Here is a 19,959-nt window from a genome sequence, read left to right on the forward strand (position 1 = left end):
TGGGCCTACGATTCAGGAGTATATCGACCGATGACAATGCAGAATTTATCTACGCAGAGCAGCCTGGCTCAGCATTTTGTCGCCCTCGCCTCGGGGCTGCTGTTTGGCCTAGGCCTGGGGTTTTCGCAAATGATTGACCCCCAGCGGGTCATTGGCTTTTTAGATTTGACGAGCAGTTGGGATCCTACCCTGGCTTTTGTCATGGGCGGAGCCGTTGCCGTGACGCTGATCTCGTTTCGCTTTATTCTGCGGCGACCGACGCCAATCCTGGGCAGCAGGTTCTTTGTGCCCTCCCGCAGCGATATCGATCGCCCCTTGATCATCGGTGCCGTACTCTTTGGCGTGGGTTGGGGGCTGGGGGGCTATTGCCCAGGGCCAGCGATCGCAGCGGTGGGGCTCGGCTCGGCCAATCCGCTGCTGTTCATCGTGGCCATGGTGGCGGGGTCGTTGGTCTGCAAAGCCCTCCATCGCCCGGCTTAGCTTCTGGCCCGATTTAGCCTGGGCATGGTTACGGCTCACTAGCGCCCTGTCAGCACCACTCGATCCAGGCCAGGCTGATGGCGGCAGTGTTTCTGTGGGGTGATGGGTCAGTTCCCATGGCGATGGGGCCTCGGCGTCTCGACTGGGAGCAGGGAAATCATAGAATTCTCTCTGGCTAGAGAATAGATTGTCGCCAGCACCCGTAACCCAATGTAAACGAGTGTTTCAATCGAGTTACAACCCGCGCGAGTGGCCCAATATGCCCAAAAACCCGTGATACGATGCATCGGTAGCTTTTTGCAATAGTGGAGTAGGCACCCTTGGTACTTCGGGTAGCAGTAGTAGGATCAGGTCCAGCAGGCTCCTCGGCTGCTGAGACATTAGTTAAAGCCGGTATTGAAACGTACCTCTTCGAGCGCAAGCTCGACAACGCTAAGCCCTGTGGCGGTGCAATTCCCCTGTGCATGGTCGAAGAATTTGACCTGCCCCCTGAGATCATCGATCGCCGTGTGCGCAAGATGAAAATGATCTCCCCCTCCAATGTGGAGGTCAACATCGGCAGCACCCTCAAGGATGACGAGTACATCGGCATGTGCCGCCGTGAGGTGATGGATGGCTTTTTGCGCGATCGCGCTGCCCAACACGGCGCCAAGCTGATCAACGGCACCGTCCACACCCTTGAGATTCCCACCACCGAGACTGGGGCCTACACCCTGCACTACACCGAGCACCGCGAAGACGGGCTGGTGGGCGACAACAAATCTCTTCAGGTCGATCTGGTGATTGGCGCTGACGGGGCCAACTCTCGCGTTGCCAAGGCGATCAAGGCTGGCGACTACAACTATGCGATCGCCTTCCAAGAGCGCATTCGCCTGCCCGAAGACAAAATGGCCTACTACGAAGACCTGGCCGAAATGTACGTGGGCAACGATGTTTCCCCCGACTTCTACGCCTGGGTGTTCCCCAAGTACGACCACGTGGCTGTCGGTACCGGCACCATGCGCGTCAACCAGGCCAAGATCAAGGGCCTCCAGGCGGGCATTCGCGCCCGTGCCGCCAAGCGCCTAGAGGGCGGCGAGATTATCAAGGTCGAAGCTCACCCCATTCCTGAGCATCCCAGACCCCGCCGGGTCGTCGGTCGGGTGGCGCTGGTGGGCGATGCTGCCGGTACTGTCACCAAGTCCTCCGGTGAGGGCATTTACTTCGCCGCCAAGTCGGCCCGCATGTGTGCCGAAACCATTGTGGAATTCTCCAACAATGGCCAGCGCATCCCCACCGAAGCCGACCTCAAGGTCTACCTGAAGCGCTGGGATCGGCAGTACGGCATGACCTACAAGGTGCTAGATCTGCTGCAAACGGTGTTCTACCGCTCCGACGCCACCCGCGAGGCCTTTGTCGAAATGTGCTCTGACATCGACGTGCAGAAGCTCACCTTCGACAGCTACCTCTACAAAACCGTGGTGCCTGCTAACCCGCTGGTGCAGATGAAAATCACCGCCAAAACCGTGGGTAGCCTGATTCGCGGCCATGCCTTGGCTCCGACTCGCAGCTGGTAGGTAGCGATCGTTCAGTTCCTTTCTAAACCCCTTAAGATGACTGGCTTTGACAATATTCTGTCAAAGCCAGTTTTTGTCTTTAGGCCAATTTGGGCAACAAAAGGACCCAAGATTTTTGGTTGCCGCCCGAGGGCGCAGACCCTGCACTCCGCCATAGGGGTATCTTGTTTCTCAAAAATCTCCCTAGTGGTCTGTCAAGCCTAAGTTTGTAGGTTGGGTGGCGCGCTAGCATAACCCAGCAATGCTGACTGCCGTTGGGTTACGCTCTGCTTCACCCAACCTACAGGAACCCCAATTTTTAGCTTTGACGCTGCACTAGGAGCAAGGGCAATTTGCCTGTAATACCAACCGATTAGGGCCTGGCCGATTGACCTAGGATGCAGAAACTGCCTCGCTGGCCGGGGGGTGTTGCTCTAGTACCTTGGCCAGGTACTTGCCGGTGTAAGAACCGGGTATCTGGGCCACAGTTTCGGGGGTGCCCACCGCGATCAGCTCGCCGCCGCGATCGCCCCCCTCTGGCCCCAGATCGATCAGCCAGTCAGAGCAGCGAATCACGTCTAGGTTGTGCTCGATTGTCAGTACTGAGTTGCCCTTGTCTACCAGGCGCTGCACCACGTCGAGCAGTTTGTGCACGTCGTAGAACGAGAGGCCTGTTGTCGGCTCGTCGATTAAGTAGAGAGTCTTTCCTGTAGAGCGGCGGGCCAGCTCTGTGGCCAACTTCATCCGCTGGGCTTCGCCGCCGGAGAGGGTGGGAGCGGTCTGCCCCAGGCGAATGTAGCCCAGCCCCACATCTACCATAGTTTGCAGCCGGGCCTGGGCCTGGGGAATGTTCTCGAAGAACCCCAGGGCTTCTTCGGCAGTCATATTCAGCACGTCGGAGATGTTTTTGCCCTTGTAGGTGACTTGCAGGGTGTCGCGGTTGTAGCGCGCCCCCTTGCACACCTCGCACTGCACGTAGACATCGGGCAGAAAGTTCATCTCGATGACGTTGACGCCCTGGCCACCGCAGGCCTCGCAGCGCCCGCCCTTGACGTTAAACGAGAACTGCCCCGCCTTGTAGCCCCGCGCTTTGGCTTCGATGGTTTCGGTGAACAGGTTACGGATCACGTCGAACACGCCGGTATAGGTGGCGGGGTTAGACCGGGGCGTGCGCCCAATGGGCGACTGATCGATGACGATTACCTTGTCCAGCGCCTTCAGCCCGTCGAGCTTGTCCATGCGCTTGGGAAAGGGCACCTTGCTGCCAAAGTGGTGCTGGAGTGCGGGGTACAGCAGCTCGTTCACCAGGGTTGATTTGCCCGAGCCCGAGACCCCGGTGACGCACACCAGCGCCCCCAGGGGAATTTCAACATCCAGGTTTTTTAGGTTGTTGTGGTGAGCGTTTTTGATCGTGAGCGATCGCCCATTGCCCGGTCGCCGCTCTGCGGGAGTCGGAATCGCACGGCGCCCCGACAGGTAGGCCCCGGTGAGGGAATCCTTTGCCGTCATTAGGGTTTTGAGATCGCCCTCGGCGACGATCGCACCCCCATGCACCCCCGCCCCAGGGCCAATATCAACTAAATAGTCGGCGGCGCGGATCGTGTCTTCGTCGTGCTCCACTACGATCAGGGTGTTGCCCAGGTCGCGCAGGCGGTAGAGGGTGTTGAGCAGGCGATCGTTGTCGCGCTGGTGTAGGCCAATGCTGGGTTCATCCAGCACGTACAAAACTCCAGTTAGACCCGAGCCAATCTGGGTGGCCAGGCGAATGCGCTGGGCTTCCCCACCGGAGAGGGTCATGGCGGTGCGGTGCAGAGTCAGGTAGTCTAGCCCGACATCCATCATGAATTGCAGCCGGGCGCGGATTTCGCGCAGCACTAGGGCACCGATTTGCAGCTGCCGGGCCGAGAGCTTGGGGGCCTCGCCCTCTTCGCCCACCAGGTTACGAATGCGCTTGAGGCATTCGCGAATGGAGACGTTGGTGAGATCGCTGATCGAGTGGGGGCCGATACGCACCGCGTTAGACTCGGGCTTGAGGCGGGTGCCCTGGCAGACTTCGCAGGTCTGGTCGATCAGGTATTTTTCGAGCTTTTGCTTGTGCAGTTCAGAGGTGCTGTCTTTGTACTGGCGATCGAGGATGGGCAGCACGCCTTCGTACTGGCGCTGGTAGCCTTTGCGCTCCCGATACCGCGAGTCTGACTCTATATATATTTTCTCTTCGCTGCCGTGGAGCACGATGTGCTGCTGCTCGGGGGTGAGCTGATCCCACCGGCTTTGAATTTCAAAGCCAAAGGCTTGGCCGACGCTGTAGAGCAGGGAAAAGTAGTAGGTGTTGTCTTTCTCAGACCAGGGGGCGATCGCCGCATAGACCGGCAGGGTGGGGTCGGGCACCACCAGATCGGCTGAAAATGTGCGCAGACTGCCCAGCCCGTGGCAGTGGGGGCAAGCCCCGTAGGGCGAGTTAAACGAGAACAGGCGGGGCGACAGCTCTTCCATCACCGCGCCGTGCTCGGGGCAGGCAAAGTTTTCGGAAAACACCAGCTCTTTGGGCTGTCCGTAGCTGCCCTCTGCCTCAGCGGCCTGGGGTAGGCGATCGGTTAGAGAGACGACGTTGCTACCTGGCTCCGTGGCGGCGGTCTCCTGGGGCTTCTCCGCCAGAATGTCAATTACCGCGATACCCTCGGAGCGCTTCAGGCAGGTGCGTAGCGAATCTGCCAGCCGATCCTCCAGGCCCTCTTTCTTCACCAGGCGATCGACCACCACTTCGACGTTGTGGCTGTGGTTTTTGTCCAGCTCAATGTTGTCGGTCAGCTCCCGCAGTTCGCCATTCACCCGCACTCGCACAAAGCCCTCGGAGGCGAGGCTAGAGAGTAGTTTCTTATGGGTGCCCTTTTTGCCCCGCACCACCGGGGCGAGCACCTGAAAGCGGGTGCGATCGGGCAGGGCCATCACCCGGTCAATCATTTGATCGATGGACTGGGGGGAGATGCTGCGATCGCAGTGGGGACAGTGAGGATCACCTGCCCGCCCGTAGAGCAGGCGCAGGTAGTCATAGATTTCCGTCACCGTGCCGACGGTGGAGCGGGGGTTGTGGGAGGTCGATTTTTGGTCGATGGAGATGGCCGGGCTGAGCCCCTCGATCGCATCCACATCGGGCTTATCGACCTGGCCGAGAAACTGGCGGGCGTAGGCGCTGAGCGACTCTACATAGCGGCGCTGGCCCTCGGCAAAAATGGTATCAAAGGCCAGAGAAGACTTGCCTGAGCCCGAAACCCCGGTAAACACAATCAGCTGGTTGCGGGGAATCTCTAGATCGAGATTTTTTAGGTTGTGCTGGCGCGCCCCGCGAATGCGAATGACGTTGTCGTCGAGGGCGGCATGGTGGTGGGCTAGACCAGTGTGTTCGTTGCCATTGCCGGACGCTCGGGCCTTTTTAGAGGCAGCGGTTTTCTTAGCAGAAGCGTCCGATTTGGGCATGTCTGGGGGCTTAGTGACAACGCATGTACCAATTTAACATTCTTAAACACTTGTCAAGATTCGACAACTCTGGACAAGAGGAATTAATGCTCACGGTTTCAGGCTTTAACCCGACAGGGGCCTGGGGCAATTCACGATGGGCAAAGTCGCAACACACCATTTCCCGAGGCTTTGATCGGTTGCGCTCGCAGGCAAAACCGTGAAACCCGCCCACTGGCCGAGGGATTCTAAAGCGCACAGAGACGTACAAGCGCCTAGCGCATCTTAAACATGTATGACAACGAGCATGGCAGGATTCGAACCTGCGACCGCTAGAACCGGAATCTAGTGCTCTATCCACTGAGCTACATGCCCTTAGGCTGAATTATCTTAGCATCTACTGGGACTGTTGAGACGACAGTCTGGTTTTGCCCCTAGGGATGGCGCTAAACCCTTAGGATAGGCAGAGCAGCGATCGCCCGTCACCGCCGCCAAAGCCTGAACAGGCGTGCCCATACCCCAATACTACTGACGACCCATGACTCAACCCACCGATCGCCTCGATGCCGCCGCCGCCAGCCTCAACCAGGAGGCCGAGGCGGCCAACCTGTCTGAGGATCAGTACCGCCGCAAGATGCAGCGCCGCCAGGAGGTGCAGCAGCAGCGCATTGCCGATCGCACCGTAGAGAAAGGCCTTGTAGTTGTCAACACCGGTAACGGCAAGGGCAAGACCACCGCTGCCCTGGGTATGGTACTCAGAGCCCTCGGCCACGGCTATAGAGTCGCCATTGTGCAGTTCATCAAGGGGGCGTGGGAACCGGCAGAAAAGGCCATCCTCGAGCGGTTTGGCGATCAGCTTATCTTTCACGCTATGGGCGAGGGGTTTACTTGGGATACGCAGGATCGCGATCGCGACACCCAGACGGCCCAGGCTGCGTGGGAAATGGCCCTCAGCTACATCCACAACCCGGAGTACAAGACTATTTTGCTCGATGAGGTAAATATTGCCCTCAAACACGGTTTTCTGACGGTGGATCAAGTCATCTCTGGCCTAGCCGACAAGCCGGAGATGACCCACGTGATTCTCACCGGGCGCGGTGCCCCCCAGGCGCTGATCGATCGCGCCGATCTGGTCACCGAGATGACCCTGGTAAAGCATCCCTTTCGCGAGCAGGGCGTTAAGGCCCAGCCGGGGATTGAGTTTTAGCGCGTTTCCCCAACCGGCGATGGGCTAGACCAGGGCCACGGGCCTAGGCCAGGGGGATGGGGCTGTCGGTGTGGTAACGGCGCAGGTTGGCCCCCAGCAGGCGCAGCTTGCCTTCTAGGTCGTCGTAGCCGCGATCGAGGTGTTGCAAACCCTGAATGGTAGTGGTGCCCTTGGCGGCCAGACCCGCCAGCACTAGAGCCGCAGAAGCCCTCAGGTCGGTGGCCAGCACCGGCGCGCCGGAGAGCTGGTGCACCCCTTTGATGATGGCGCAGTTGCCGTTGAGGCGAATGTCGGCCCCCATGCGGTTGAGCTCGGCCACGTGGCGCAGGCGGTTTTCAAACACCGTTTCGGTGATTAGGCTACTGCCTTCGCAGACCGCCATCAGGGCCATAAACTGCGCCTGCATGTCGGTGGGGAAGCCAGGGAAGGGGCCAGTCTGAATGTCGGTAGGGACGATGGTGTTGGCAGGCACGTAGCGCACCCGGTTGGGGCCGTCGATCACCACCTGGCCACCCATTTCGTGAAGCTTAGCAATGACCGCCGTGAGGTGCTCAGGAATAATCGGCGCAATGCTGATTTCGGAGCGGGTGATGGCCCCAGCCACCAAGAAGGTGCCCGCCTCGATGCGATCGGGAATAATGCCGTAGTCGGTACTGTGCAGACTGGGCACGCCGACAATGGTAATGGTATTGGTGCCCGCGCCGCGAATGCGCGCCCCCATGGCGCGACAGAAATTGGCTAGGTCAGTCACCTCGGGTTCTTGGGCGGCATTTTCGATAATGGTCTCGCCGTCGGCCAGGGTGGCCGCCATCATCAGGGTTTCGGTGGCCCCTACGCTGGGATAGTCGAGGTAGATCTTGGCCCCTTTCAGCCGCCCGCCGCTGCCGGGTACATAGGCATTGACAGTGCCATGCTCAATGTGAACATCGGCACCCATGGCCTGAAGGCCGCGCACATGGAGCTCGACCGGGCGGGCACCAATGGCGCAGCCGCCGGGCAAAGGCACCCGAGCAACCCCCATGCGGGCCAGCAGCGGGCCGATCACAAAAAAGCTCGCCCGCAGGCGGCTCACCAGGTCGTAGGGGGCCTTGGTGTGGGAAATAGTGCTGGCGTCAACTACCAGGGCATCGCCTTCGCGCTTAAGGCTAATGCCTAGGGCGGTTAACACCTCTCCCATGCGCTCAATATCCATCAGGTGAGGAATATTGCGAATGCGGCAGGGCTGAGAGCAAAGCAGGGTGCCCGCCATCACCACCAGGGCCGAATTTTTTGCCCCACTGATGGTGACCTGGCCAGAAAGGGGAGTACCGCCAGTAATCTCTAGTACAGCACCGTCCGTCTCGGTGACGATCGCAGGGCTGGGTAAACCAATGGATGTAACGATAGCGGTATCCTCCACAGCTGATAACTCCACCTTTTCCCAAATTTTCGTCTAGATTCTACTCGAAACCATCGATTTCGCCACAGTAATCCAGACCAATTTGCCAGGTTTGGCCACCCCAGAATAGCCGATTCGATTAAAATCACGAAATATTTTTTTACAGGCTTGACTCTGCTCCCATATCAAGGCATGATTACAAATCGCAGCACCAATAGTGCTCGGCCAGCGGAACTGGCGGAATTGGTAGACGCGCTAGGTTCAGGTCCTAGTGTTAGCAATAACTTCCGGGTTCAAGTCCCGGGTTCCGCATCTAGAACGACATAGCCAGGGGGTTACGGTCAATGCTCACGAGCTTGCAAAACCCTCTGGTGAAGTCCATCAAAAAATTGCATCAGGCTAAAGAGCGGCGATCGCAGCAGCAATTCCTCCTCGAAGGCACTCACCTGATCCAGGAAGCTCTAGCCGCCGACTATCCCCTAGACACCGCCTGCCATACCCCCGAGTGGGAGCAGCGGCATCCCGATCTAGCTCTGGCCTTGAGCCAGCGAACCCAGCGAATTGAGCGGGTCTCTGAAGCAGTTCTGACGGCGATGGCTACGACCCAGCATCCCGATGGGGTAGTGGCCATCGCCCCCCAGATTCTCCGGCCTCCCAATCCGGCGATCGCAGGGATAGGGCTAGTAGTTGAAACTCTCCAAGACCCCGGCAATCTGGGCGCGATTATTCGCACAGCGGTGGCGGCAGGGGCCGAGGGCCTCTGGCTCAGTGCCGACAGTGTCGCCCCCGACCACCCCAAGGTATTGCGGGCCTCGGCAGGGCAGTGGTTTCGTCTACCCATGGCCGTGGCTGACGATCTTCCCCGGTTATTGACAGGGTGGCGTGGGGCAGGAGTGCAGATCGTTGCCGCTAGCTCCCACGGGGCGGTGGACTACTGGGCCGTGGATTTTGCCAAACCTACGGTGATCGTGCTGGGCAACGAAGGGGCCGGGCTGTCGGCGGTGCTGGAGCAGCAGGCCACGGTGCGGGCACAGATCCCCATGGAGTCTGCGGTGGAGTCTTTGAATGTGGGGGTCTCAGCCGCGCTGCTGCTCTATGAGGCCAAGCGGCAGCGGCACTAGCTTGTCTGATTGCCCACCGTGGTCAAGAATGAAAGAAAAATCTATGGCCTGGTTGACGCAGCTAATCGATGCAATGTTTTGGGTTGAACCCCATGGTTGACGGAGGTCTGGGTTAGATTGACGTTGATCGGCCTCGTTGTTGTATTTGTGAATCACCTGTTCAGGAGCCTGCTGTGAGCGACGCATTTGATTACGACCTGCTGATTATTGGCGCTGGGGTAGGGGGCCACGGGGCCGCCATCCACGCGGTGAAGCGGGGGCTAAAGACCGCCATCGTTGAGGCAGACGTGATGGGGGGCACCTGCGTCAACCGGGGCTGCATTCCGTCGAAGGCGCTGCTGGCGGCCTCGGGGCGGGTGCGGGAGCTGCGCAACGAGCACCATCTCAAGTCTCTGGGCATTTCGGTGGGCAATGTCACCTACGATCGCGAGGCGATCGCCGACCACGCTAAAAGCCTGGTGAGCAAAATTCAGGGCGACATGACCAACAGCCTTACCCGGCTGGGGGTTGACATCATCAAAGGCTGGGCGCGGCTGGCGGGGGAGCAAAAGGCGGCGATCGCCACCCCCGACGGCGAAAAGATTGTTACCGCCAAAGACATTATTCTGTCGCCCGGCTCAGTGCCCTTTGTGCCCCCCGGCATCGAGACCGACGGCAAAACCGTTTTCACTAGCGATGAGGCCCTCAAGCTCGACTGGCTGCCCGACTGGGTGGCGATCATTGGCAGCGGCTACATCGGGCTAGAGTTTTCGGACGTCTATACCGCCCTGGGCTGCGAGGTCACGATCATTGAGGCATTAGATCAGCTGATGCCCACCTTTGACCCCGACATCGCCAAGATCGCCCAGCGAGTGCTGATTGCCCCCCGCGACATTGAGACGAGAGCTGGGGTGATCGCTCAAAAGGTGACTCCTGGTTCTCCGGTGGTGATCGAGCTGGCCGATCGCGAAACTCGCGAAGTGGTCGAGACCCTGGAAGTAGACGCCTGCCTGGTGGCCACGGGTCGCATTCCAGCGACTAAGGATCTGGGCCTAGAGAAGGTGGGCGTGGAGACCGATCGCCGGGGGTTCATCCCTGTTGATGACCACCTGCAAGTGACCCGCAACGGCGAGCCGGTGCCCCACCTGTGGGCGATCGGTGACGCCACCGGCAAAATGATGCTGGCCCACGCTGCCTCAGCCCAGGGCATTCTCACCGTCGAAACCATCTGCGGCGATGCCCGCCAGGTGAACTATATGAGCATTCCGGCGGCGGCCTTTACCCACCCTGAGGTGAGTTTTGTCGGCCTCACCGAGCCCGCCGCGAAGGCCAAAGCCGAGGCCGAGGGCTATGCCATTGATACGGTGAAGACTTACTTCAAGGGCAACTCTAAGGCTCTGGCCGAGGGCGAAGTCGATGGGCTGGCCAAGGTGATCTACCGCAAAGACACCGGGGAAATTCTCGGTGCCCACATTATTGGTCTGCACGCGGCGGATTTAATTCAGGAGGCGGCTAATGCGATCGCCAGCGGCCAGACGGTCACCGACCTATCGTTTTATGTCCACACCCACCCCACCCTCTCGGAGGTGCTCGACGAAGCCTTCAAGCGTGCCGTGGTCGTCCCCGCCTGATCTCCCTAGGGTGGGCATTGCCCACCTTCCCACCCTGCCTCGAACCAGTCAATCCTGCTGCTGCGTCGCTCCACGCTTCGCTCTGACTTACTGGTCTTTTCCTGGGGCTTCAGGGTGGGCATTGCCTACAATTTAAGATTAAAACCTCAAAATCGATGAAGATTCGCCGTCGCCCTCCCAACCCCGCTGTCGCGGTCAAACATTTGCAATACCAAATCAAAACCGACGACGCCGAGCCCAGACACATTCTTGAAAAAATTGTCTGGCACAAAGAAACCGAGGTTGCCCAGCTGCGGGAGAGACTGCCCCTAGCCGATCTGCAGCGCCAGGTGCTCGATGCGCCGCCGCCCCGCGACTTTGTCGCCGCTCTGCGGGATGGCAAAACCTCTCCTGCCCTGATTGCCGAAGTCAAAAAAGCCTCCCCCAGCAAGGGGGTGATGCGCGCAGACTTTGACCCGGTGGCGATCGCCCAGACCTACGCGGCCCACGGGGCCACCTGCCTCTCGGTGCTCACCGACAAAACCTTCTTTCAGGGAGACTTTGAATATCTGAGCCAGATTCGTCAGGTGGTCGATCTACCGCTGCTGTGCAAAGAGTTCATCATCTACCCCTACCAGATGTACCTGGCGCGGTCTAAGGGGGCCGATGCCGTGCTGCTGATCGCCGCCATTCTCTCTGACCAAGACCTGACCTACTTTACCCAAATTGCCAAAGCCCTGGGCATGGGGGTGCTGGTCGAAGTCCACACGCTGGAGGAGCTGGATCGGGTGCTGGCGGTGCCGGGTCTGGCGCTGATCGGCATCAATAACCGCGACCTAGAGACCTTTACCACCCGCCTAGAGACCACCGCAGATCTCATTTCGGCGCGCCGCGATGCTCTGACGGCTAGCGGTGCTCTGGTGGTCAGCGAGTCGGGCATTCACACCCCGGCAGATTTGCGAGCGGTGCAGACCGCCGGGGCTGGGGCCGTACTGGTGGGCGAATCGCTGATTCGTCAGTCCGATCCGGGGGTGGCGATCGATCAGCTTTATCAAAAAAACACAAACTAACCGTTGAAAGCTGGATCTGAGTTACCAAAATTTTCGTTTCAGTCTGGTTTAATCAACGGACATATCCCGGGGCACCGCAATGGCACAGTTGGGAAAACCCATTCCGCTACCGTCGCATATTCACTACGAGCTGCTGCTGCAGCTGCTTGAACAGCAGACCATGGCGGCGGCCTACCAAGACCCTCGGCTGCGTCTTCATGTACAAGAGCTGATTATTACGTTGCGCAAGGCGATGTCGCAGCAGCGCCAGCTAGAGGAGACTTGTAGGCACGCCAGCATTGATGTCGAGTACCAGTGGTCGACCAACCAGATGGGCGATCGCTTTGCGAGTTAAGACACCTCAGCTCGACTTTAGCCAATCAAGCGGTATGACAAAGTAACGCTCTCCAGGCGTCGAAGATCGTGCGAGAGACTTCACCCTGGGAGAACGAGGCGCAAACGCTATCGTCATGCCCCTACGGTTCGGCCTTTTGGGAATCGGGGTTATGGGACTCGGATTTGGTCTCAGACCCTCATCTCAATTCTGCTTGCTACTTTCTTTTGGATCAAGTGGCTAAAGTCGAGCTTAGGAGACTGGAGAAATCTCCGACGACAAGGCTCCATCGGCGGCGCGCAGAGCACCCAGGTCGTGCCACATCTCTCCGGTGTGCAGCCAGCCCACGTAGCCTGAATAGAGGCAGTCGCCCTCGGGCGAGGCCAAAAACACGTGGTGAATGCCCAAGGGGCTCCGCCACAGGCGAATGCTGGTGCCGTCGGCAAAGGTATGCCAGGGGGCAGCCTGGGCAAAGTCACGTTGGTGGGCATCGGTCATACCCGGTATCTGGCGGAGTTTTTGCACTAAATCATGGGGCCGAAGCAGGTCACTGAGGCTGCTGCCGCCCCAAAACTGCTGAATCTGATCGACCACGCGGGGATGACAGCGCAAGGCCGCATGGCTGATGCCCCCCAGACAGACAAACTGGGCATTGGGTACTCGTGTACTCTCAACGGGGATGGTGCCGTCGCTGCCGCCATCCACATCTCCAGCGATAGAGAGGGTAGTGATGTCGGCAGCAATGCGAGCGGCTAGGGAGCGGCGATCGCGCCCTAGATCTGCGGCGATGCCCACCCCCACCTGGAGCGGGTCTAAAATTCTCCCCAGGTCAGCCCCACCGACGGGCGACCCCACCAGGGTTAAAAACTCAACCCGTGGCCACCATTCTGGGTGACGATTGAGCACCTCTAGCCAGATCAGCCCGCCCATGGAGTGGCCCACAATGCGCACCGGCAGATCTGGCTGACGGGCCAGGGTCGCCGTCGCCAGGGCGTCAACTTCATCCACCAGGGGAGCAATGCGCAGCCAGGTCATCGCATAGTTGAGACAGGGGGCAACAATCTGCCCCTGCCCCTCTGCTAGCTGGGTTGCCAGGGTCATCATCGCCTGGTTGGTGTCGGCCCAGCCGTGCTGGACAAAGAGTAGATAGTTGTCAGCCATGGGTGTTCTAAGGCCGCTCTCGCCGAGCGGCTAGGGCCGCCCCTAGCAGAGAAGCGCCGTTCAAGATCAGGCTGAGGCCTACGTATAGCCCGATCAGCCACAGCGCCCCAAAGGGCCAGCGGTTGATCACCAAAATGCCTAAAATCAGCGTCACAATGCCGTTGATAGCCACCAACCACGACAGGGCACCCCCCACTCTGTAGACAAAGGCCATGAGAATAGTAAAAATACCCTCGGCGATAAACAGCACCCCCAGGGCCAAGGCAAACACCGCTGCCGATTTAACCGGATTTACCACCATATAGAGGCCAGCAATGGCGTAAAACACGCCCACCACTAAACTCAGGCCAATGCCCTTGACCGCATGCGCCTTTAGCGCCTGCACAATTTGTATAAAGCCGCTAAACAATACCAGCCAGCCAATGATGGAGGTAAAGAAGGTAATGGCTAAACTCGGTATGGCGATCGCAGCTACCCCCAGCACCATCAGACCAATGCTCAGGAGAATCACCCAGCCGGTCGCGATCCTGAGTTCAGTCCTAGGTTTGGAATCTAAGTGAGGGTCTATGGCCATGGCGCACACCTCAACGGTTAGGATCTGACAGCCATCTTATACCCTACTTTTACGGTACACCGCTATCCCCTGCAGGCTGAGACAGTTCTCCCCCATGCAACAAATTTGGCTGAACCAATGCCCTACTCCAATCCTTTGATCACTGCTGACTGGCTCGCCCAGCATCTAGACGACCCTCAGGTGATGATCGTCGACTGTCGCTTTGCCCTGGCCGACCCCCACCAAGGCCAGCAGCAGTACGCCGATGGCCACATTCCAGGCGCCTGGTACCTAGACCTCAACCGCGATCTGTCTAGCCCGGTACAGGCCCACGGCGGTCGCCATCCTTTGCCCAATTTAGAGACCTTTAGCCAACGGCTCTCTGCCCTAGGGGTCACCTCCGCTGGCCCAGACTCTACTCTAGTCGTGGCCTACGACGACTCACGCTTTGCCTTTGCCGCCCGGCTGTGGTGGCTGCTGCGCTACCTGGGCCACGATGCCGTAGCGGTACTCGATGGCGGCTGGGGCAGCTGGGTATCTGGGGGCTATCCTACCAGCACGGCTCTGCCCGTCGCCCAACCGGGCAATTTTGTGCCCTCGCCCCAGTCAGATTGGGTGGTGGATATTCAGCAGGTGCGCGATCGCCCGGCGGGCACAGTGCTGATCGACTCGCGATCGCCCGATCGCTACCGAGGCGAAGTTGAGCCCATCGACCCCGTTGCGGGCAGTATTCCCGGAGCGGCTAACTACTTTTGGCAGGCCGTATCCACCGACAACGGCCAGATGAAACCTCAAGCCGAACTCGTCCAGCACTGGGCCGACCTAGATGCCGCTGAGGAGGTCATTGTCTACTGTGGCTCAGGCGTCACCGCCTGCGTTAACCTACTGGCTCAAGCCGTAGCCGGTCGCCCTATGGCCAAACTCTACCCCGGCGGCTGGAGCGACTGGTGCTCCTATCTATAGCCAGCTCCATCGCGACTTCTTGGTCTTACGGCTAGTCTTGCTGCAGCGGGATGGCCGGGGTCGGGTCGTCCTGGCTAGACAAGGCTTCGACGGGCACCCTGCCCTGGGCCTCTAGCTCAGCCACCGTAGGCAATTTGCCATTTTCTAAAGGTATGCTTTCTCCGATCGCCTCGGCGTCGGTACGCTTGGAGAAACCCCAGGCAAACACACCGGCAATCACGGCTACCATCATCCACTCTGGCGGCACCAGGGTGGGGTCGATCACCCGCACCAGTAGGCGAATACCCACAAAGGCCACCGTGACAAAACCCGCATCTTCTAAATGCTCAAACTCTTCGAGCCAGCGGATAAACAAGCCCGCCATAAACCGCAGGGTAATAATGCCAATGGTGCCCCCTAGCAAAATCACCACCACATCCTTGGATAGAGCTAGGGCAGTGGTCACGCTGTCGAGGGAGAAGGCCAAGTCGGTAAAGGCAATAACCGGGATTGCTTGGAGCACAGTGGCAAACCGAGGCCCATGGTGCTGGGCCTCTGCGTCAGTTGCAGCGGTGAAGTGCTTGAACACCAGCCACAGCAGGTAGGCTGCCCCCATCACCTCAAACTGCCAAAATTGCAGCACCCAGCCCGCCGTCAAAATCAGCCCGACCCGCAGCACAAAGGCGATCACCAAGCCATAATTTAAGGCCCGACGCTGCATGGCTTCACTGTCGAGACCCTGGGCGATCGCCGCCAATGCGATCGCATTGTCAGCTGACAGCACCGCCTCTAGGGCAATCAACACCGGCAGCAACAGCAGGGTATCAACCCCAAAGTTGGTAGAAATATCCAGCAGTCGGTCTAGCATTAGCTCTATCCAGCCGCCCAGGGCAGCCATGGTAAAGGTCTAGGGTAAAAGCGCCACGATCGCAGACATACCAGGCGCAGACATACCAAGGAAATTTCCCCGCCTGCACTAAGCCTGCCAGGCCAGCGGCGCAATAGCTTCAGTCTAACGTGCCCCACTTCCTTAGAATAGTACGGTTACCATCCACCCGCAGGGGAGACCGCTGGAGTGCTAAGTACGCTGCTGACCCAATTTCGCCAACGGCACCCCCAGGGCAGCCTGATGTCAGATCTGCTCACGATCCACGATGGCCTGTATGTGGTGCGGGTCTGTGCCGCCGTCGAGGGCACTGTCTTGACCTGTGGCTTGGGGGCCACCACCAGCCTAGAGCAAGCCGAAGATCTGGCCACTACCCGTGCCCTTGAGCGGCTGAGCATTGCCTCTGCGACTGGCTCTGCCCCAGCGACGGCGATCGCATTTCCCTCTCTCCCTGCTTCGCCCCCTGCCTCCCCGACCTTGGTAGAACCTACCTCTACCCACCTTGCCCCATCTCTAACCTTGGTAGAACCGCCCTCAGACGACCTCGACCCACCTCTGACCTACTCAGAGCTAGAGTCAGCGGCAGAGGCCTTGACCGTTCCCCCAGCGCCCCAGATCACCCCGCCCCCACCGCTGTCATCCCCACCCCAGGACAATGGCCCGATCCATCTCGATGATTCCTCGCTAGCCCCCATCGACCTGTCAGACATCATTGCCCAGACCGATGTCGAGCTTCAGCGTCTCGGCTGGGGCGTCACCCAGGGCCGCGAATTTTTAGAGAAAACCTACGGCAAGCGATCGCGCCACGACCTCACCGACGACGAACTGCTAGAGTTCCTGCTCTTTCTTGAAACGCAGATTCCCCAGGCCTGAACCTCTGAAGATACTGGGGCACCTGGGCGCACCTTAGCCAACGCGCTGGTATGGCCATTGTGGTTAAGACAGGCCAGTGCGCTGGCTAGACGCCGCTTCGCCACCCGAGTCTGCGCCAGTGACGCTGACCGCCGTGCTAAGCCAGCTGGCCGGATAGATTTACAGTCTTGTGTAGCCCGCCACGGCAGTGATTGATTACTCTCCCGCTTGGGCATAGATCAACCGCCAGGCATCGACAGTGGCCGTCCCAATGGCGCGGGTGGCCATATCCCCATTGGTCTGTTCATAGCTGAGCCGGGGGGAGGCAGCTGGGGGATTTGCCAATGCCCTGGCCAGCTCATCACTGATGGGGAAGCGATTGTTGATACCGGTCAGCACAAAGGTCTGATCGCCAAGCTCTAACACGATCTGATCGACGGCCCAAGCCGTGTAACGTTGGGGGTCAGATTCGTAGAGGTGAATCGCTACTTCGTTGGCACTCCAGTTGGTCAAAATGCCGGTCGAGCTGCCCGACCAGCTATCGAGGCTGTAGGCCCGGTCGAGAACTGCCAGGTAGTCGCCGTCAAAATCATCGTGAACAATTACCGGTTGTGAGCAAAGCACATCGGACTGGGTGCGCCAGCGGGCTTCTTCGATGGTGGGCAAATCGGTGGGGAGACTGGCCGGTAGCCGCGACCTAGGCTCTGTTCCAGCTTCGGATAACGCCGCTACGTCTACGGGTTCGGCATCGTGATAGAGGGTGGCCCAGGCGGCGATAGTGGCTGGGCCAATGGGGCGCGTGGCATAGTTGCTGCCCCCAGCGATCGACACCCGGAGCCAGACCTGGTTCGGCTGAGCGGTTTTGAGCGCCCAGGCTACCTCATCGGGGATGGCAAAAACCCTGTGCTTGCCCGGCAGGTGAAACACGCGATCGCCCACCTTCAAGCTTGTCCCAGTCACCGGATAAATCGGGTGCTGTACGTCGCAGACTACGGCAAAATAACAGGTCTGCCACTGGCCGTAGCCATACACCTCTAGGCGATCGCGCTGCCACTGGCTGGCAATCCCCGGATTGCGAAAGTCGGCGGCAAAGCCCTCTTCATAGAAGCGATCGAGCACGGCCACAGCCGAACTGCCCTGGTCATTTTGCACCAGCACCAGAGTTGACCAGGGCACATCGGCCTCATTCATCCAGGTATCGGCATTGACAATGGGGTAGCCCGTTATCGGGTCAATGGCACGGCGCGGCGCAGGGGTGACTTCGCGATTAGTTTCGCGGCGCTCAGCCAGTAGCGGTGTGGCCCCATCAGCGAAAGTTAGCGGTTGGGTTGTCTCTCGGCCCAGAGCCTCGGCCCCAGCGAGCACCATCAGCGTAGCCGCCAATGCACTGACCAGCACAGAAAGACGTTTCATGGTTTTGCCCTCCACAGAGGCTCTCGCAAAGCGATGCACCAGGGCAATGTCAAAAGTTGGTTAAAACGCTGAGACTGAAGAGATGCAAGCGCTTAAACCAAGGCAACTATGCGTCGGAGTAGCTGACTCCACGAGTACAGCCCACACCTCTAGTATCGCGCTTTGTTACCCTAGGCGTTGGGTTTATTGCCCAAATGCAATATCCCAGAGCAACCTATTTTTTAGCAGTCGTCTCGACGGCCTCAGCAACCTGTGGCGCTTTGCCTGCAAGCGGCGATCGCGTCTTATCTTTGCCTGGCGGGCTTGGCCTCGTAGTTTTCGTAGGCCGCCACAATGCGCTGTACCAGGGGGTGGCGCACCACATCGGCCTGGTTGAGCTGGCAAAAGGCAATGCCATCGACCTCGCGCAAAATGGTTTTGGCGATCGCCAGCCCTGAGGTTTGATCGGCGGGCAGGTCGGTCTGGGTAATGTCGCCGGTCACCACCATGCGCGACTTAAATCCGAGACGGGTCAACACCATCTTCATCTGAGCTGGGGTGGTGTTTTGGGCCTCGTCCATAATTACAAAGGCGTTGTTGAGAGTGCGCCCTCGCATATAGGCCAGCGGGGCCACCTCGATAATGCCCCGCTCCATCAGGTTGGCAATTTTTTCGGGGTCAACCAGCTCGTGGAGGGCGTCGTAGAGAGGACGTAGGTAAGGGTTCACCTTTTGCTGTAAATCGCCGGGCAAAAACCCTAGCCGCTCCCCCGCTTCCACCGCCGGGCGAGTGAGAATCAAGCGCTCAAACTCGTTGTTCAGCAGCGCCTGAATGCCTACCAGGGTGGCCAGAAAGGTTTTGCCGGTGCCCGCCGGGCCGATGCAAAACACCATGTCCTGGCTACGCAAGGCTTTGACATACTGCTTTTGGCGAAAGGTCTTAGCCCGTACCGTCTCGCCTCGCCGAGTACGCGCCACGACATCTTGGTGGATGGCCTGAAGCTCGTCGGTGCGATCGGTGTCGAGGGCGTGCCGGGCCGTCATGATGTCGGCGGTGGTGACCATCTGCCCCTGGCTCCACAGGGGCTCTAGAGCCATCACCAGGCGCTGGGCAAGGGCTGCACCATTCTCGGTGCCTGAAATTAGTAACTCCTGACCCCGCAACACCAAAGCCGCCCCAGTTTGGGCGGCCAGGAGCTTAATGTTTTCGTCTCGGTAGCCGGCCAGAGCCAGGGCGCCCTCTGAAGTGGGCAACTCAATGCGCAAAGAAGAACTCATTTAAACCAAAAGGTTAGACCTTGCAGTGCCTAGAGATGCTAAGCGGCCTCCAGACCGAGCTAGTCAGTCCTAAGCTTGGGCCGCAGCTGAGGCTTGGGCTTGCTAGCAGAGCGAGGCGGGCTCTTCACGGGTCTGTGGTCACCCTCGTCATCTTGGTCAGAGGTGCCGTAGACATCGATGTAGGCCGACCAGCCCGAAAGCGCTGCCGTAGATCTTAAAATCGTGCGAATCGCCTGAATATTGCGTCCGCCTCGGCCAAACACCTTGCCCCGCTCATCGCCCTTAAAGGCAACTCTAATCCACACCTTCGCCTGAGTGGCATTTTCTTCGCAGTCTATGCGCAACGAATCTGGCGAGTCTAAGAAAGGCTCTACCAAAAACCGAACCAGTCCTGGGAAGTCGGGGCTATCCATGGCGGGGCGGGGGCTAAAGACAATCGGCGGCCTAGGCCTCTACCTTGGCCTCGGTGCTCACCTTGATAATACGCTTCTCAAGCAAGTTGGCTTTCTCAAGAATGTGGCGCACGGTTTCGGTGGGCTGGGCACCCTGCTCAAGCCGGCGGGTAATGGCGGGCACGTCAAGGCGAGTTTCGTCGGTGCGGGGATTGTAAAAGCCCACTTCTTCGAGGGGACGACCATCGCGGCGGGACGCGCTATTGATGGCGACGATGCGGTAGCTAACTTCCCGCTTTTTACCAAAACGCTTGAGTCGAAGCTTAATCATAGGGTTTGAGCAACATTCGTAAGGTTG

The 19,959-nt window shown here is 59.1% G+C and carries 18 protein-coding genes and 2 tRNA genes; 10 read left to right on the plus strand and 10 right to left on the minus strand.

The genetic code is table 11. The features are described from left to right. Nucleotides 1–30 precede the first annotated feature (30 nt). Both AC0QKW_RS21360 and chlP read left to right on the plus strand, forming a co-directional pair. Nucleotides 31–480 (plus strand): DUF6691 family protein, encoded by a 450-nt coding sequence (locus AC0QKW_RS21360; RefSeq protein ID WP_473153124.1) that lies wholly within the window; start codon nt 31–33, stop codon nt 478–480. A gap of 320 nt (nt 481–800) precedes the next feature. After that, nucleotides 801–2,036 carry a geranylgeranyl reductase gene (gene chlP, locus AC0QKW_RS21365; protein WP_473153125.1) on the plus strand — a complete coding sequence of 412 codons (1,236 nt, stop codon included), beginning with the start codon at nt 801–803 and terminating at the stop codon, nt 2,034–2,036. A 372-nt stretch (nt 2,037–2,408) separates the two neighbouring features. Here chlP and uvrA read toward each other — a convergent pair whose 3' ends face one another. Together uvrA and AC0QKW_RS21375 are read right to left on the minus strand one after the other, a co-directional pair. Beyond that, nucleotides 2,409–5,489, minus strand: coding sequence for an excinuclease ABC subunit UvrA (gene uvrA / locus AC0QKW_RS21370; protein ID WP_473153126.1), 3,081 nt, complete (start codon nt 5,487–5,489; stop codon nt 2,409–2,411). Between the two features lie 281 nt (nt 5,490–5,770). Further along, a tRNA-Arg gene (locus AC0QKW_RS21375) sits at nt 5,771–5,843 on the minus strand. Nucleotides 5,844–6,006: 163 nt separating this feature from the next. On the opposite strand from AC0QKW_RS21375, the gene cobO reads away from it, so the two are divergent. Next, nucleotides 6,007–6,675, plus strand: a complete 669-nt coding sequence (cobO, locus tag AC0QKW_RS21380) for a cob(I)yrinic acid a,c-diamide adenosyltransferase (protein WP_473153127.1) — start codon at nt 6,007–6,009, stop codon at nt 6,673–6,675. Between the two features lie 43 nt (nt 6,676–6,718). On the opposite strand, the gene murA is transcribed toward cobO, so the two are convergent. Further along, nucleotides 6,719–8,074, minus strand: a complete 1,356-nt coding sequence (gene murA / locus AC0QKW_RS21385; RefSeq protein WP_473153128.1) for a UDP-N-acetylglucosamine 1-carboxyvinyltransferase — start codon at nt 8,072–8,074, stop codon at nt 6,719–6,721. A gap of 207 nt (nt 8,075–8,281) precedes the next feature. On the opposite strand from murA, the gene AC0QKW_RS21390 reads away from it, so the two are divergent. From AC0QKW_RS21390 to AC0QKW_RS21410, 5 genes are all read left to right on the plus strand, one after another. Further along, nucleotides 8,282–8,365, plus strand: a tRNA-Leu gene (locus tag AC0QKW_RS21390). A 32-nt stretch (nt 8,366–8,397) separates the two neighbouring features. Further along, the gene (locus AC0QKW_RS21395; RefSeq protein WP_473153129.1) at nt 8,398–9,174 is read left to right on the plus strand and encodes a TrmH family RNA methyltransferase; all 777 of its coding nucleotides are present in this window, start codon (nt 8,398–8,400) and stop codon (nt 9,172–9,174) included. 173 nt (nt 9,175–9,347) lie between these two features. Then, on the plus strand, nt 9,348–10,784 hold the full coding sequence (gene lpdA / locus AC0QKW_RS21400; protein ID WP_473153130.1) for a dihydrolipoyl dehydrogenase: 1,437 nt from the start codon (nt 9,348–9,350) through the stop codon (nt 10,782–10,784). A gap of 155 nt (nt 10,785–10,939) precedes the next feature. Further along, nucleotides 10,940–11,833, plus strand: a complete 894-nt coding sequence (gene trpC, locus AC0QKW_RS21405; RefSeq protein ID WP_473153131.1) for an indole-3-glycerol phosphate synthase TrpC — start codon at nt 10,940–10,942, stop codon at nt 11,831–11,833. 79 nt (nt 11,834–11,912) lie between these two features. Further along, complete coding sequence (locus tag AC0QKW_RS21410) at nt 11,913–12,167, plus strand: DUF5340 domain-containing protein (protein WP_473153132.1); 255 nt, start codon at nt 11,913–11,915, stop codon at nt 12,165–12,167. A gap of 231 nt (nt 12,168–12,398) precedes the next feature. Here AC0QKW_RS21410 and AC0QKW_RS21415 read toward each other — a convergent pair whose 3' ends face one another. Continuing rightward, entirely contained in the window at nt 12,399–13,307 is a 909-nt protein-coding gene (locus AC0QKW_RS21415) for a lipase family alpha/beta hydrolase (RefSeq protein WP_473153133.1), read from the minus strand. A gap of 7 nt (nt 13,308–13,314) precedes the next feature. Continuing rightward, nucleotides 13,315–13,881, minus strand: coding sequence for an HdeD family acid-resistance protein (locus AC0QKW_RS21420; protein WP_473153134.1), 567 nt, complete (start codon nt 13,879–13,881; stop codon nt 13,315–13,317). 117 nt (nt 13,882–13,998) lie between these two features. Between AC0QKW_RS21420 and AC0QKW_RS21425 the strand changes: the two genes are divergently transcribed. Next, the gene (locus AC0QKW_RS21425; RefSeq protein ID WP_473153135.1) at nt 13,999–14,823 is read left to right on the plus strand and encodes a sulfurtransferase; all 825 of its coding nucleotides are present in this window, start codon (nt 13,999–14,001) and stop codon (nt 14,821–14,823) included. A gap of 31 nt (nt 14,824–14,854) precedes the next feature. Here the strand turns inward: AC0QKW_RS21425 and AC0QKW_RS21430 are convergent, their stop codons facing one another. Continuing rightward, the gene (locus AC0QKW_RS21430; protein WP_473153286.1) at nt 14,855–15,670 is read right to left on the minus strand and encodes a TerC family protein; all 816 of its coding nucleotides are present in this window, start codon (nt 15,668–15,670) and stop codon (nt 14,855–14,857) included. A 207-nt stretch (nt 15,671–15,877) separates the two neighbouring features. Between AC0QKW_RS21430 and AC0QKW_RS21435 the strand changes: the two genes are divergently transcribed. Next, nucleotides 15,878–16,561 carry a hypothetical protein gene (locus AC0QKW_RS21435; RefSeq protein ID WP_473153136.1) on the plus strand — a complete coding sequence of 228 codons (684 nt, stop codon included), beginning with the start codon at nt 15,878–15,880 and terminating at the stop codon, nt 16,559–16,561. Between the two features lie 195 nt (nt 16,562–16,756). Here the strand turns inward: AC0QKW_RS21435 and AC0QKW_RS21440 are convergent, their stop codons facing one another. The 4 genes from AC0QKW_RS21440 to rpsP all read right to left on the minus strand — a co-directional run bounded on the left by AC0QKW_RS21440 (nt 16,757) and on the right by rpsP (nt 19,932). Then, nucleotides 16,757–17,953 carry a hypothetical protein gene (locus tag AC0QKW_RS21440; RefSeq protein WP_473153137.1) on the minus strand — a complete coding sequence of 399 codons (1,197 nt, stop codon included), beginning with the start codon at nt 17,951–17,953 and terminating at the stop codon, nt 16,757–16,759. A gap of 284 nt (nt 17,954–18,237) precedes the next feature. Continuing rightward, complete coding sequence (locus AC0QKW_RS21445; protein WP_473153138.1) at nt 18,238–19,209, minus strand: PhoH family protein; 972 nt, start codon at nt 19,207–19,209, stop codon at nt 18,238–18,240. A gap of 59 nt (nt 19,210–19,268) precedes the next feature. Next, nucleotides 19,269–19,622, minus strand: coding sequence for a KH domain-containing protein (locus tag AC0QKW_RS21450; RefSeq protein WP_473153139.1), 354 nt, complete (start codon nt 19,620–19,622; stop codon nt 19,269–19,271). Nucleotides 19,623–19,653: 31 nt separating this feature from the next. Then, a complete protein-coding gene (rpsP, locus tag AC0QKW_RS21455) occupies nt 19,654–19,932 on the minus strand; it encodes a 30S ribosomal protein S16 (protein ID WP_473153140.1) in 279 nt (92 codons plus the stop codon). Nucleotides 19,933–19,959: the final 27 nt, after the last annotated feature.

The sequence above is a fragment of the Pseudanabaena sp. PCC 9330 genome, from assembly GCF_055795045.1.

Coding starts and splice junctions, on each gene's coding strand:
- AC0QKW_RS21360 (WP_473153124.1), top strand. CDS start 31: ATGACAATGCAGAATTTATCTACGCAGAGCAGCCTGGCTCAGCATTTT.
- AC0QKW_RS21410 (WP_473153132.1), top strand. CDS start 11,913: ATGGCACAGTTGGGAAAACCCATTCCGCTACCGTCGCATATTCACTAC.
- uvrA (WP_473153126.1), bottom strand. CDS start 5,489: ATGCCCAAATCGGACGCTTCTGCTAAGAAAACCGCTGCCTCTAAAAAG.
- AC0QKW_RS21425 (WP_473153135.1), top strand. CDS start 13,999: ATGCCCTACTCCAATCCTTTGATCACTGCTGACTGGCTCGCCCAGCAT.
- AC0QKW_RS21440 (WP_473153137.1), bottom strand. CDS start 17,953: ATGAAACGTCTTTCTGTGCTGGTCAGTGCATTGGCGGCTACGCTGATG.
- AC0QKW_RS21450 (WP_473153139.1), bottom strand. CDS start 19,622: ATGGATAGCCCCGACTTCCCAGGACTGGTTCGGTTTTTGGTAGAGCCT.
- AC0QKW_RS21415 (WP_473153133.1), bottom strand. CDS start 13,307: ATGGCTGACAACTATCTACTCTTTGTCCAGCACGGCTGGGCCGACACC.
- rpsP (WP_473153140.1), bottom strand. CDS start 19,932: ATGATTAAGCTTCGACTCAAGCGTTTTGGTAAAAAGCGGGAAGTTAGC.
- AC0QKW_RS21395 (WP_473153129.1), top strand. CDS start 8,398: ATGCTCACGAGCTTGCAAAACCCTCTGGTGAAGTCCATCAAAAAATTG.
- cobO (WP_473153127.1), top strand. CDS start 6,007: ATGACTCAACCCACCGATCGCCTCGATGCCGCCGCCGCCAGCCTCAAC.
- AC0QKW_RS21430 (WP_473153286.1), bottom strand. CDS start 15,670: ATGCTAGACCGACTGCTGGATATTTCTACCAACTTTGGGGTTGATACC.
- trpC (WP_473153131.1), top strand. CDS start 10,940: ATGAAGATTCGCCGTCGCCCTCCCAACCCCGCTGTCGCGGTCAAACAT.
- AC0QKW_RS21445 (WP_473153138.1), bottom strand. CDS start 19,209: ATGAGTTCTTCTTTGCGCATTGAGTTGCCCACTTCAGAGGGCGCCCTG.
- AC0QKW_RS21420 (WP_473153134.1), bottom strand. CDS start 13,881: ATGGCCATAGACCCTCACTTAGATTCCAAACCTAGGACTGAACTCAGG.